Here is a 14,588-nt window from a genome sequence, read left to right on the forward strand (position 1 = left end):
TATAGCTAGAAATTTTCCATTTTCTCTTTAATAGTTAATCCCATATACACAAATTCATAGATCATATTTCCGTGACGTTTGATGGTAGTTTTCTCATCAATATATGTCATTTCACCCTTAGCGAAGTTTCTTGAGGTGGATGGGTGCATTCCTTTAATTTTTAAAAATAATTTGGCAATGAACGGTGCGCTTGAAAAAGCATCTCGTACTTCGAGTTCTTCTATTTGTGTGATTGTATATGTTAATTTCTTATCTCCTTGACTAAATACATATTCTATTTCTTTTGGATACATTTTTCCTGACAACTCTTCTTTATACTCCCTAATTAAACGGCATTTAGGATTTTGCAAGTCTTCCATTATTAAATTTCCGTCTTTATCTTGTAAAAACATCATAGGTAAGCGCTTATTTCCATATTCTTTCTGTGTACCAATATCAAAAACTAAAAGTGCATAATCCCCAAAATCCTGTCTGCCCCATAACCAGTGATCCCATGTTGAATTATGTTTCATATTTCCCCACTGATGATCGTGATAACCGGCTCCTGTGACTTGATGCTCTTCGCCGTTATAAAATAAGGTTCCTTTTACATTGCCTCTTGGTACTGCGCAAAGCCAAGTAAAGTAACCTTCTTCATCATCACCAAAAGTGAATCCACCTGCGCCAGGTCTCCATGGTTTAGTGGTACTTACTAATGTTAAATCTGCAGCAACATTAGAGGCTTCTCCAACGCCACCAGCTCCATCAGTTCCATTTACTCCGCCAGTTTGATCTACATGGATTTTATAGGTTTGAAGGTCTCCATCTAAATAATGTGGCCCGAATCTAACATCGCATCGATCTTTTCCGAAACTCGCATCGTTTTTAGTTAACACAACATTATCTTTATATTCTTTCCCATCTGGTGCTGTAATTTTTAAGACAACGGAAGGAATTGTACCATCTTTTCCAATTGTTTTATTGTCTTTTGTGTTGAAGTGGATAACTGCTTTTGAGCCATCATCTAAAATCATGTCAAAATACCACCATTCATAAACTCCTGCGCGATCATCGTCTCTTTTTCCATCTTCCCACTTTTCGATGATACCATTTTTCGTTCCCATCCTTTTATAATCTTTTTCTTGATCCATGACTCTGATTGAAATATTGGATGTCATAATAATCACTCCTAATAAATATTGTTGATGAAACAAAATATATCATCAGCTTTTTATTAATTCAATCCATGAAGCTGATCCAATATCTTGATTTTTGTATCAGCATAGTTGTTTAAGTTAATTTGCATACAGAGTCTCATCGTTTAATTTACAAAATAGTTCTAGGGTGATACAATTTATATCAACAATAATTATTGAGGATGATAAGGATGTCAAGAAATGAAAGAGAAAACTTACGTGTTAAGAAAAGTATTACAGATTCGCTATTCTATTGGCTTTCAAAAAAGAATTTTTCTGAGATTACTGTGACCGATATCATCACTAAAGCGAATGTTGCAAGAGCTTCATATTATCGAAACTTTTCATCTAAAGAAGAAATTATAGAGTCGTATATGGACGCAGCCTATGAGAATCTTGTTATTGAACACCTTAAAAACAATGATAATGGATTATTTAACTATAAAAATATGATTGATGGATTCGAACAGGCTTTGAACTTCTTCTTCTTAGATCGTTCTTATCTTTTATTATTGTATCGTGGTGGATTTGGTAGCCTTATTCAAGATACTTTTAATCGATATATAGAAGATTTAGCTGGTGATATGTCTAGTAACTCTATTGAAAGATTTAAATTATACTTTATATCGGGGGCTGTTTTTAATATTCTGATTAAATGGTTAGAAGATGGAGCTCTTGAATCTCCAACTGAAATTGCAAAGCTAACTGCTGATTGTTTACTTTTTGGAATACCTTCTACGTAACTTTATTAGTTGAACAGTCTTCTTTCGATATTTACCTTGTAAAAGTGGTCAAGAGTATCACGACCTGCCAGTTACTACAAAATAGATACGTTATTTAATTCAAAATGTGATATTTGGAGAACTTACGGAAAAATCCTTAGATTTTTTATTAGAACGCGAAAATAATAGTAGATGCTAGCATATTAGTTAGATATGTGAGGCTTAGTTCAAATGAACAAATATTTGAAAGATTCCTGTATTAAGAATCTGAACAAAAAATGAGAAAGAGTTATTTAATAATTGTTAAAATAATTATACAAAATAAATTATGATCCACTCCATATAAATATGATCTCTTATTTTCGTAGTAACTACTAAAAAAATACTTAAATAATCTCTTCAATATTCTACTTATAGAGAAGTGGAATTATTTTGAAGTAGTGGGAGGAGAAGTGTTACTTTTATGTTGAAACAGCGGTATAAATACCATGTTTGGTTTAAATACAGCTACATCTTTTTGTGTAATTTCTGATTTGTACTTCGACCCTTTCAACGAGGGCGTAGTGAGAATTATCTGATTGCTTTGTTTTTCATTGTCTTTTTCCGGATGTAGATAAGATGTTTTTAAACAAAAAACACATATCAACGTGATATGTGTCTAAAGTTTAATTAAATATAGGAAAACCAGAAAAAGAATTTTCGTCCAATTTTTCAATACGTTTGTTAATTCGTCGTACGATACCTTCAGAAAACTCGATAGCACCAATACTTTTACGTGTGATGATTAGCAACTCTTTTTCTTTAGTAAAACGCTGTTGTTTACGATAGATATTAGCTAATCGTTCAACATATTCATAGTGTGTGTAGTCAGTACATGCAATTAAATAAAGTAATAAATCGGCAGCTTTTTCTAATTCGTTATTGCTATAATACGTAATTGCTTCGCGATATAGTTTAATTTCTAATTCTTCTAGTAATTTGGCCTGTTGTTTTTGTTTTTTCCATTCATTCACTGAAAGCTTTCCAGCAATCTGACCAGTAGCATCATAAGAAAAGATCACAGGGACATCATTTGGATGTGCTTGTTCTTGATAAATTCTTTTCATGAAATAACCTCCTGTGTTTATGATGTAAGTTAAATATACTATATTTGTTAGAAAATTTCCACTTTATTTCTAGGCTGAATTAAGAGAGCGTGCGTTTGATTTGGATATAACCAATAATTTCGGAAATTCCCATAAAGATTAAAAGACTACCAAATAACGTCATAATACTAGCAACAGCTTTAAACATTAATAATAAACCACCAAAAACTAGTAATGCACCGTACAAAATCCATGGTAAATAGCGTTGATTTAAGTTTCTTAAATTAAATCCTTGAACAATCCGTAATGAACCGTTTAGAACAATTAAGATACCCAAGAAAATCGTTAAAATTGTAAAAATTGGTTTAGCTAGAGCTAAAACAGCAGCAGCAGCGACTAAAAAAAGCACTCCGACGATCATTTCGAAACCCATATAGCCCGAACGACGTTTTTCTTGATATGCACTCCAAAGATTACTTACCCCTAAGATTGCGATATAACCAGCGACTAAATAAATGATACCTTGAGTGAACTGTTTTGGATACATAATCGCAAATCCACCGGTTAAAATATAAAGTACGCTACGCAATAAAGCATATTTTTGAAATTGTTGAATAATTTTACTCATAATGTCACCTCATTTTAGTTATTTCCTTTATTTTAACGAAGTTTTATCAAAATAGAAAATTATTTGCTAAAATTAAGGAAATTCATTTGATAGAATTTCTCAACCTCTGTTAAACTAAAAAGAAAAGACTAGGAGAGTAAAATGGACGTGTTCACAGGATTATTTGGAGCTTTTACAGTAATATTATATGCCTACTTATTTTTATTAAAAAAAGAATTGGTGTTTGTAGCAAAACGTAAATCAACATTTTCAATTATAGTACCTATTGCGGTTGCGGGATTCATTGGCGCTTCGCAAATTTTTGCAGAAACACTTGATGAGAAAATGAGAGGTCTTTTTGCCACTTTATTGATTTTGAGTTATTTAATTAACGGGAGAGGAATGACCGAAGATCGTTTCGTTAGTCACTCACTAGATAATCGAGGGATTAAATTTACAGAAATTGATCGAGTCGTTTTATTTCAAGACGCGAAGGAGAAAGTGGTACGTATTAATTTTTTTAAACGTGGATTACGAGGTCCTTTGATGAAATTTAACACCTCGATTGAGGAAATTGCCGTTTTTTTAAAGCAACATTTAAAAGAAGGGACACCGATTGACGTTATTACACAAGATGAAAAAAATTAGGAGAATTTTGCCACTAGTTTTAGATTACTAGTAACCCTAACCAGCCATTCTTTGGATTAAAAGTATAAATAAAAGAGCTGTTATAAAAGGTTAAAAAAGTGTTTGTATGGGGATGATAAAAAATAATCGTGTCAAATGTATCTATTCCTTTTAATTTGCTGTTTTATTCTAGCGCGATTATTTATGAATAATTATGATCTTGAAAAAATTCAATCAAGCAACTAATAGCTGCATTTAAATCAACTGTACTGGGTTGTCTTATTTCTCACTTTTTATTTTGTAGGAATTGTAAAAAACTGTTGAACATCTAATAGTGATGAATGTAGGGCTTTTTTAGTAGCAGGTAGGAGAATTTATATTTTTTCAGTAGCTAAGATGAGTGAGCATTACTAATAATAAAATCTATTAATTGGGATTTTTGGCTGGGGTGTTGTTCTAGCGAGTGCATACCATGTGGAGAATAATTTCAAGGAGAGTTCTAATGGCTAGTAACCATAAATAGAATTGATTTGTCTACAATAAGAGCGAGTGGAATATAGCCACTCGCTCTTGTTGTTATTTAAAAATACGGAAACGTTCTTCGTCAGATAGAAATTCTTTTTCGCCAGCTTCAGCTTCTTTTGAGCCAAAGACTAATTGAGAGCGTAGTTTCCAATTAGCAGGAATATTCCACTCATTTGCAACAGCTTCATCAATTACTGGATTGTAATGTTGAAGACTAGCACCTATGCCAGCTTCAGCTAGGGCTGTCCAAGTGTTTGCAGTTGCAATTCCATTTGATTGTTCGGCCCATACTGGGAAATTATCTGCATATAAAGCAAATTGTTCTTGTAAGTTTGTTACTGTATCTTGATTGTAAAAGAATAAGACAGTACCAAATCCTGCTTTGAAACTAGCTAATTTTTGTTTAGTTCCTTCAAAAGCTTCCGCTGGAGTTAGGGGCTCTAAAGCAGCTTCTGTTAATTCCCATAATTTTTCGTGTGCATCTCCGAATAAAATAACTGCGCGTGTTGATTGTGCGTTAAAAGCACTTGGGCTAGCTTTTACAGCTTCTTTGATTAATTCTTCGATTTCTTTTTCAGATAAAGAAACGTTGCGTCCTAATGCATAGATTGAACGACGATTTTTTAGTGAGTTTAAAAAGTTTGTCATGTTGTATTCCACCTTTAGTTTTCTTAGTTACAAGAGCTAGTATAAACCCTTACTAAAAGTCAGTAAACAAATTTGCTTGGGTTTTATAAAAAAAGTAAAAATAGCGAACGTGCGTTTGTTATTTTAGGTATCTATGTTAAAATATAATATAAGGAGAATCAGGATTATTTCTATTAATGAACATGAAAATAATTGATACAATGCTATAATAGTGAAAAAAAGGAGGGTCTCACTTGAGCTTGCAATTTATAACAGGCGGTGGCAATACTAATCATCAAAAAGCAATTATTGATATTGCAAGTGAATGGTTAGCTAATCCGCAACAAGACGTTTTTTTTCTAGTTCCTAACTATAACAAATTTGAACGTGAACAAGAATTACTAGCACAATTAAAACAACAACAAGGGGCAAAAGAATTCACTTCTATTCGCGGACAGGTCTACAGTTTCAATCGTTTAGCTTGGTATTTTTTACAACGTACTGGCAACTTTGGAGGCACTATGATCTCTGATGTTGGTTCCGCTATGATTATGCGTAAAGTTTTGGAATCAGTGATGGGAAAATTGACGATTTTTCGAGGTGAAATTAACAAAACTGGATTCATTGCTCAGTTGATTGAGTTGTACAAAGAATTTCAACTAGGGAATATTCATGCTGAAGATTTACATTTTGGCAGTGGAAAAACAGACTTTGATTTAAAAATGAAAGAATTACAAGTGGTTTTTACTGCGTATGAGGAAGAACTATTGCAACGTCAATTGCAAATTGAACAACCCATTCCGATGTTAACACGATTTTTAACAAATACCGGTGAGTTCTCATCAAATCAAGAACTACCTAATCTGAATAAAAGTCTTTTTATTGTCAGTGGATTTTCAAATTTTTCTGCACAAGAACAAGCGTTGTTGCAGGTGTTAATGCAACAAAGTCATCTTTGTGTGGATTTATGTATTGATAACATCCATAAAGAATTAGACCCAATGGACTTGTTTTTTGAAGGACAACAAACTTATAGTCTTTTAAAAAACTTTGCTCAATTGTATCAAGTACCTGTACTTTTTGATAAGAAAGGGTCACCATTAGACAATGTGCCTGTAGGATATTCAAGTGTAGAAAAGTACTGGCGCACAAATGAAATAAACGATTCGGATAAAAAGACTTTAAAAAGTTTTTTAGAAATTTGGAAAGCAGACTCCCCAGAGGAAGAACTACGACAAGTTGGGGTAGAGATTCGTCGATTAGTTTCAGCGTCGACAAAAACTAATCAGCCGATTCGTTATCGGGATATTCAATTAGTAACATTAAAACCAGAAATTTATTATTCGTTGATTCCGATTGTTTTTGATGAATTGGCAATTCCGTATTATTTAGATGAAGACCGTAAAATGGAGCAACATCCTTTAGTAGAATTTATTCATGCTTTGTTTGCGTTGGATAAATATTATTATCGTTTATCCGATATTTTTCGATTTTTACGAACAGAACTCTATATTCCTCAAGAAATGAAAGTAGAGAGTAAAGACTGGCAACAAGCTCGTAATCAATTCCGTTACGCAGTAGATATTACTGAGAATAAAGCATTGTCTCATCATTTCCAAGGAAACGATTGGTTAAAAGCAGAAGATTGGCAGTTAATCGAATACAATTTTGAAGAGAAACAATTAACGGATACACTTTCCGTTGAAGAACAAACAAATCAAGTTCGTCGTGCTTTTCGTCGGGATATTGCTGCTTTCTTTAAAAAAATTAAATCAGCTAAAGTAACGTACGAAGCGCTTGAGATTTTTTATCAATTTTTAATTCAGCAAGGCATTGAAGAACAACTTATTCATTGGCGAAATCAAGAAATTGAACGTGGTCATTTAGAACAAGCCCGTAACCACGAGCAAACTTGGTCTTCGTTAATGGATTTATTAGATGAATTCGCTGAAATTTATGGAAATGATCCTTTTAATTTTGAGTTATTCGAAGAGATTTTATCCAGTGGGCTAGCTAACTTTACATTCGGTAAAATTCCTACAGCAATTGATCAAGTGAAAATTAATCCTTTAGATTTAGCAAGACCAATGCAAGCTAAAGTTACGTTTGCTATTGGATTAGATGAGACAACTTTTCCTAGGAAGGTTGAAAATAAAACCTTACTGTCTAGTGAAGAGCGTACACAATTAAACGAAACACTGAAAGAAAACCAATATTTACGTGATCATGTAGGTGAAACTTTACGAAATGAACCTTTTGTTGCATATAATGTTTTACTATCTGCTTCTGAGAAATTATATATGACGTATGCAGCTAACCATGACACGCAACAAAACATTAAAATGTCCTCTTATTTAGTTCGCTTATTGGACAGTACAGGAATTGAGTTACAGCATCGACAAAGTTTAACTTTAGAAAGCAATCCAACGTATTATGTTGGAACCTACCGTAGTTTAATTCGTCAATTAAATAGTTTGTATCGTCAATCATTGGATGAAGAAATAAATTTACCAAGTGTTTGGCGTTGGCTGGAAAAACAATTACGTGGTGAATATAAAGAACTGGCAGAACGAGTATTTGCTAGTCAACAGCATCGTAATGTACCTGTCTCTTTACCAAAAGAAACAGCACTTGCGTTATATGGAACAGAAATTCATAGTTCGATTTCTCGAATGGAGACGTTCTACCAATGTGAATATCGTTATTTTATTGATTATGGTTTACGTTTAAATGAGCGAGATATTTATGGATTAAACCCAGCAATTACGGGTGAGTTTTTCCACGATGCATTAGATCGTTTTTTAACTGTATTAATTGAGGAAAATATCTCATTAAGCCAATTAACTGCTGAAGATCGGGGTCATTTTGTTGAGAAGGTGTTAAAAGAAATTTTTGGCGAAATTCGTTACAATTTATTGAATCGCTCAGCGCGAATGAACTTTATTCGCCATCAATTAAGTAAGACAATTCAACGCGTAACTTGGGCCTTGCATAAACAAGGAGAAAAAACCCAGTTGTCTCCTGTACAAACAGAAGTTCTATTTGGTCAAATTGCAGGTAAGCGAGGAGTTACCGGTTTACAATTACCTTTAAATTCTGGTGGGAAGCTACACCTGCGTGGTAAGATTGATCGCATTGATACTGCTGTTGTAGATGGACAACCTTGGTTATCGGTCGTCGATTATAAATCCAGTAGTCGTGAATTTGATTTAACAGAAGCATATTATGGTTTGGCAATGCAATTAGTAACGTATTTAGATGTTGCTTTAACGGATGCAGTAGAATTAATTGGTCGCGATGATGCTAAAGTCGCAGGAGCTTATTATTTCCATGTACATAATCCAGTCATGGATAATCAAAAAGCTACCGATGACGAACGATTGAAGCAATATAAATACGATGGTTTATTTGTTGACGATGCAGAAGTTTTCCCGATTTATGATGATACACTAACGAAATCGAAAAATTCAGCACTATTTCCAATTCGCAAAGATAAGAACGAAACATTACAAAAGGTTACACAAAGCAAGGATAAATTTTATACAGAAGAAGAGATTAATTATTTAATTCAGCATAATCGAAAAAAAATGGTTGATGGCGGGAATCGAATACTTTCAGGAGAAATTGCATTAAATCCATCCTATAAAATGAAAGATAAGAAGCGAGCTTGTCAGCATTGCCCATTTCGAAGTGTTTGTAATTTTGATGTGATGTTACAGGAAAATGATTATCATCGTATAAAACAATTATCAAAAGAAGAAATTATCGAACGAATGAGGGAGGAAAAAAATGACTAAGATCCCCTTAAAACCTAGCAATGAAACCTTTACTGATACGCAATGGCAATCCATTTTCGATAAAGGTGATAACTTATTAATTTCTGCTTCAGCTGGATCAGGGAAAACGACTGTTTTAGTTCGGCGAGTTATCGAAAAATTAAAAAGTGGAAGTAATATTGATCAGTTGTTAATTGTGACGTTTACTGAAGCAGCGGCTAGAGAAATGAAAGAACGAATTCAGGCTGCTTTAAAAGATGCAATAAACAAAGAAAGTGATAGTAAAAAAAGAAGTCATTTTGTACGGCAGTTGACGCTATTGCCTATGGCGAATATTTCTACCTTACATGCATTTTGTTTAACAGTAATCAGACGTTACTATTTCTTAATTGATTTAGATCCAGTATTTCGAATGTTGACAGATGAAACCGAGAGTATTTTGTTAAAAGAAGAAGTATGGGAAGAATTACGTGATACTTGTTATGAAGCTAAAGATGAATCGTTTTATCGTTTGACTGAAAATTTCTCGAGTGACCGTTCAGATGAAGGCGTGACTGATTTAGTAATGTCATTATATAGATTTGCCCGTGCAAATCCTAATCCGGCACAATGGTTAGCTAATTTAGCGGAAAATTATCAAACAGAAGGTGGCTTAACCCAAAATCGGCTCTACAAGAATCAATTAAAACCCACAATTATTCAGACATTGGAAGCTGCGATTCAACGCTTAGAAATTGCTTTACAACTTGCACAAGTTGATACGCTTATTGAAAAGTCAGCGGTGTTAGTAGCTGATGAATTAGCACAAGCTCAACGATTGCTGTCTTATTTTAAGGAAGATAATTTGGATTTAGCTTATGCGCAAATCGAAGGACTATCATTTGGCCGTTACCCAGCTTTTCGTAAAGAGGAACAAAAAGAATTGTCTGAACCAGTAAAAATTCAACGGCAAACAGCCAAAGAATTAGTTGAATCAGTTAAACAGTTCTTTACGTACTCACCAGAAGAGATGCTTTTGTTAATGGAACAAGCCCGACCGATTGTCAAAGTGATGGGAACAATCACTCAACGTTTTATGGATAACTTTCAGAAACGGAAATTAGATAAGGGTGTTTTGGATTTTAATGATTTAGAACATTTTACTTTGGCCATTTTACAAGGTGAAGGTAAAGGTAGTGAAGCTTCTGTGTATTATCGACAAAAATTTGAAGAAGTTTTAGTTGATGAGTACCAAGATGTCAATCGCCTACAAGAAGCAATCTTGTACTGGGTACGTGAACCAGACGATAGCCAAGGCAATTTGTTTATGGTAGGGGATGTGAAACAATCGATTTATGCTTTTCGTCTAGCTGACCCAACTTTATTTATTAATAAATATTTAGCATTTGAAAGAGCCAAAGGTGGCCGGCGAATTGTTCTATCAGAAAATTTTCGTTCACGATCAGAAGTACTTCAATTTACAAATTTAGTATTTCAGCAATTAATGGATGAAGAAGTGGGGCAAATTCCGTATGACGATGCTGCAAAACTGGTTCCAGGCTTTCCTGCTTTTCCGGAAAGTGACCAGTTTCAAACCGAACTACTCTTATTTGAAAAAGGCGTCGAAGAAGATGCTGATATTGTGGATGACAAAACAGAAGGAGAATTACACATTGTTGCTTTAAAAATCAAAGAATTAATCAATCAACAATTTGAAATTTATGATAAAAAAGCGCAAACTAATCGCCCGGTTACGTATAAAGATATTGTGTTATTGACACCCACTCGTAAAAATAATTTGGTTATCATGGATATTTTCAAAAAATTTGCTATTCCGTTAGAAGTGAATGATGCTCAAAACTATTTTCAAGCGACTGAAGTCCAAACGATGGTTGCATTATTACAAATTATTGATAATCCTTATCAAGATATTCCATTAGTGGCAGTCTTACGCTCGCCTATTGTGGGTTTAAATGAACAAGAATTAGCTGAAATTCGTTTGGCGAAAAAAACTGGTGAGTATTTCGAAGCAGTTCAATTGTACGCAGTCAAAGATACTGAATTAGCGCAACGTCTACAAAAATTTCTGTCACAATTGGAGATATGGCGGGAAAGAGCTCGTCGTCGTTCTCTTTCGGAGCTTATTTGGTCGATTTATGAAGAAACAGCCTATTTAGATTATATTATTGGGTTGCCGTCTGGTCGCCAACGTTACGCTAACTTAGTTGCTTTGGCTAATCGTGCAGAGAGTTATGAACAGAGTAGCTTTAGAGGATTGTATCAATTTATTCGATTTATTGAAAAAATGCAGGAAAAAGATAAAGATTTAGCAGAACCTTTAGCTATTTCAACAGAAAATGCAGTGAGAGTAATGACTGTTCACGCAAGTAAAGGCTTAGAATTTCCAATTGTTTTTTTATTGGACACAACGAAACAATTTAATTATCAGGATTTTAATTCGCGCTATATTTTTGAGGAACGATTAGGTGCAGGTATCCAGTTTATCAATGAGGAACGGGTTCGTTTTGATACGTTACCTTACCAAGCAATTAAACAGGTACGTATTCAAAAAGCCTTATCTGAAGAGATGCGTAAATTGTATGTAGCTTTTACTCGTGCAGAACAAAAACTGTATTTAGTAGGTTCTTATAAAACAAAAGCAGATGCCTTTAAAAATTGGGAGCGAGCTTTAACTCAGGAAAAGTTAGTACTAGATTCATCCTTACGCCTAAGTGGTAAAGGCAATTTAATGAATTGGATAGGTTTAACATTAATGCGTCATCCAGACATGCAAAAAGTTTATGAAGATATTCATCCAGTTCGCACAGTTCATCATGATGCAGGTTTTCAAATCCATTGGTGGAATCAAGCAGAAATTTTAGAACAATTACCGAATGCATTGGCAGAATCGATTAAACCAGAGCCATTAGCGTTACAAGCCAGTGAAGAGACGACTGAATTCCAACGGCGCCTGTCTTTTGCGTATCCTCTAGAAAAATCTACAATGACAACTAGTTATCAATCGGTATCTGAAATGAAGCGTATTTATAATGATCCTGACGAAAAAGATATCGCAAAATTAGATTGGGAGAGTACCTTTGAACAAAGTCGTAAACAACATTTCCGTTATGCTTCTGATGAATTAGCTAAGCCGAAATTTTTACAAAAAGAAAAAATTGAAGCAACAGCGATAGGAAGTGCAACTCATACTTTGTTGCAACTATTACCTTTAACAACGAGTCCTACAAAAGAGAGTATTCAAGATAAGTTAAACGAATTAGTAATGAATAACTATTTAGAAAAATCTGTAGCAGATAGGATTAATATTGCTTCAATTGTTTGGTTCTATCAAACAGATTTAGGAAAGTCTTTAATAACTTATGCGGACCATGTTCATCGTGAACAACCGTTTTCTATGTTGAAAGATGCTCAGACAGTATTTTTGGATTTTGAAGAAACGGGTGCTGAATTGCTGGTGCATGGAATTATAGATGGTTATATTGAGTTGGCAGACCATATTGTCTTATATGATTTTAAGACAGATGCTGTTTATGCAGGGAATGAAGAGAAGTTACAACAACAATATCAAGGGCAATTACGATTGTACAAAGAGGCATTGCAGCAAGCTCTAAATAAACCTGTTACAGAAACTTATTTGGTGTTATTAAATGGTCAGACAATTTTATCGATGTAAAATTGTAAATCCTAGAAACAGTAAAAACTATCTGTATTATGGTATAATATGGTGAGAAGAGGTGAGTGCCAATGATGGAAACAAGTAAAACAAACTATACACTTTGCCCAAAATTTGAAAAAGCTTTTTCAATTTTAGGAAAAAAGTGGAATGGACTGATCATTGATGTGTTACTTCAAGATGGTGAACAACGATTTGTCGATCTTGCAAAAAAAATTCCAATGCTAAGTGACCGTGTCTTGACAGAGCGCTTGCGAGAATTGGAACGAGAAGATATTGTAGATAAAGTAGACAATTTATACCAATTAACCGAAAAAGGTATTGCACTAGCAAATGCCTTGGAATCTGTGAAAAATTGGAGTCACGATTGGGTAACTGAAGAAGAATGTAGTTGATTTCTATTTCAATATCTAGTAAACTAAAAATAATTGGATAAACAATAAGCGAAGATGGAAACAAGTAATTTGGATGAAACAGACCAGGGAGATTTGCCATAGACTGAAAGCAATGACTGTATTCGAAAGATGAAATTCACTTCCGGAGCTTGCTTAGTGAGAAAACTAAGCCGGTAGTCATTATCGTTAATGAATTAAGTGCGCGTTACTTTACGCGAAGTAGGATGGTATCACGAGACCTCGTTCCTTTTTTGGGAACGAGGTCTCTTTTTTTGTTCGCTCGTAACGACACCAAATTTCTTGAATTACTATATTTAAAGGAGGCAATAAAATGTCTTTACAGGAAAAACTGGAAGCATTAAAAACAGCAACAATTGAAAAAATTGAAGCAGTAGAAGATTTAAATCATTTAAATCAAATTCGAGTAGAAACCTTGGGAAAAAAAGGTCCGATTACAGAAGTTTTACGTGGAATGAAGGATCTTTCGGCTGAAGAACGTCCCAAAATTGGTAGTTTTGCAAATGAAATTCGAGATGCTTTAACACTTAAAATTGAAGATAAAAAAGTTGCTCTTGAAGAAGCGGCTATGAACAAAGCGTTGGCAGAAGAAAGCATCGACGTAACACTCCCAGGTAAACAAATGGTGCAAGGAACACGTCATGTGTTGACTCAAATCATGGAAGAAATTGAAGATATTTTTGTGGGCATGGGTTATCAAGTAATTGAAGGGTATGAAGTAGAGCAAGATCATTATAACTTTGAACGGATGAATTTACCAAAAGATCATCCAGCTCGTGATATGCAAGATACGTTTTATATTTCTGATGAAATTTTAATTCGTACGCACACTTCACCTGTACAAGCACGTACAATGGAAAAACATGATTTTTCAAAAGGACCTCTACGGATGATCTCACCTGGAAAAGTTTTCCGTCGTGATACAGATGATGCCACACATAGTCATCAATTCCATCAAATTGAAGGTTTAGTCATTGACGAACATGTGACAATGGGGGACTTAAAAGGAACTTTAGAAGCATTGATGCAAAGAATGTTTGGTGCAGACCGTAAGATTCGATTACGTCCAAGTTACTTCCCTTTTACAGAACCATCTGTTGAAGTAGATGTAAGCTGTTTTAAATGTGGTGGTAAAGGATGTAATGTATGCAAACATACTGGTTGGATTGAAATTTTAGGTGCCGGTATGGTTCATCCGAATGTTCTAGAAATGTCTGGTATTGATTCAGAAAAATACTCAGGATTTGCTTTTGGATTAGGTCCTGATCGAATTGCAATGTTACGTTATGGTGTTAACGATATTCGTAACTTTTATCAAAATGATACGCGATTCATTCGTCAGTTCAAGGGGGAATAAA

The 14,588-nt window shown here is 34.2% G+C and carries 10 protein-coding genes; 6 read left to right on the forward strand and 4 right to left on the reverse strand.

Going from position 1 to position 14,588, the window contains the following annotated elements; all coding sequences use genetic code 11:
• Nucleotides 1–5: 5 nt before the first annotated feature.
• Nucleotides 6–1,157 carry a lipocalin-like domain-containing protein gene (locus AC4BC5_RS13385; protein ID WP_490495859.1) on the reverse strand — a complete coding sequence of 384 codons (1,152 nt, stop codon included), beginning with the start codon at nt 1,155–1,157 and terminating at the stop codon, nt 6–8.
• A gap of 209 nt (nt 1,158–1,366) precedes the next feature.
• Here AC4BC5_RS13385 and AC4BC5_RS13390 point away from each other — a divergent pair, with 209 nt between their 5' ends.
• Nucleotides 1,367–1,918, forward strand: a complete 552-nt coding sequence (locus AC4BC5_RS13390) for a TetR/AcrR family transcriptional regulator (RefSeq protein WP_490495860.1) — start codon at nt 1,367–1,369, stop codon at nt 1,916–1,918.
• A gap of 644 nt (nt 1,919–2,562) precedes the next feature.
• On the opposite strand, the gene AC4BC5_RS13395 is transcribed toward AC4BC5_RS13390, so the two are convergent.
• Both AC4BC5_RS13395 and AC4BC5_RS13400 read right to left on the reverse strand, forming a co-directional pair.
• The gene (locus AC4BC5_RS13395) at nt 2,563–3,003 is read right to left on the reverse strand and encodes a hypothetical protein (protein WP_490495861.1); all 441 of its coding nucleotides are present in this window, start codon (nt 3,001–3,003) and stop codon (nt 2,563–2,565) included.
• 79 nt (nt 3,004–3,082) lie between these two features.
• Entirely contained in the window at nt 3,083–3,610 is a 528-nt protein-coding gene (locus tag AC4BC5_RS13400) for an HdeD family acid-resistance protein (protein WP_490495862.1), read from the reverse strand.
• A gap of 141 nt (nt 3,611–3,751) precedes the next feature.
• Here AC4BC5_RS13400 and AC4BC5_RS13405 point away from each other — a divergent pair, with 141 nt between their 5' ends.
• Entirely contained in the window at nt 3,752–4,237 is a 486-nt protein-coding gene (locus AC4BC5_RS13405) for a hypothetical protein (RefSeq protein ID WP_490495863.1), read from the forward strand.
• Between the two features lie 555 nt (nt 4,238–4,792).
• Here the strand turns inward: AC4BC5_RS13405 and AC4BC5_RS13410 are convergent.
• Nucleotides 4,793–5,389, reverse strand: a complete 597-nt coding sequence (locus tag AC4BC5_RS13410; protein WP_490495864.1) for a nitroreductase family protein — start codon at nt 5,387–5,389, stop codon at nt 4,793–4,795.
• Nucleotides 5,390–5,622: 233 nt separating this feature from the next.
• On the opposite strand from AC4BC5_RS13410, the gene AC4BC5_RS13415 reads away from it, so the two are divergent.
• The 4 genes from AC4BC5_RS13415 to pheS all read left to right on the forward strand — a co-directional run bounded on the left by AC4BC5_RS13415 (nt 5,623) and on the right by pheS (nt 14,587).
• Entirely contained in the window at nt 5,623–9,165 is a 3,543-nt protein-coding gene (locus AC4BC5_RS13415) for a PD-(D/E)XK nuclease family protein (protein WP_490495865.1), read from the forward strand.
• Nucleotides 9,158–12,817, forward strand: a complete 3,660-nt coding sequence (addA, locus tag AC4BC5_RS13420; protein ID WP_490495866.1) for a helicase-exonuclease AddAB subunit AddA — start codon at nt 9,158–9,160, stop codon at nt 12,815–12,817. The genes AC4BC5_RS13415 and addA overlap by 8 nt, the downstream gene beginning before the upstream one ends.
• Nucleotides 12,818–12,891: 74 nt before the next feature.
• Complete coding sequence (locus AC4BC5_RS13425; protein ID WP_490497557.1) at nt 12,892–13,212, forward strand: winged helix-turn-helix transcriptional regulator; 321 nt, start codon at nt 12,892–12,894, stop codon at nt 13,210–13,212.
• 331 nt (nt 13,213–13,543) lie between these two features.
• Entirely contained in the window at nt 13,544–14,587 is a 1,044-nt protein-coding gene (gene pheS / locus AC4BC5_RS13430) for a phenylalanine--tRNA ligase subunit alpha (protein ID WP_490495867.1), read from the forward strand.
• Nucleotide 14,588: the final 1 nt, after the last annotated feature.

The organism is Enterococcus sp. AMC2644 (assembly GCF_058216475.1).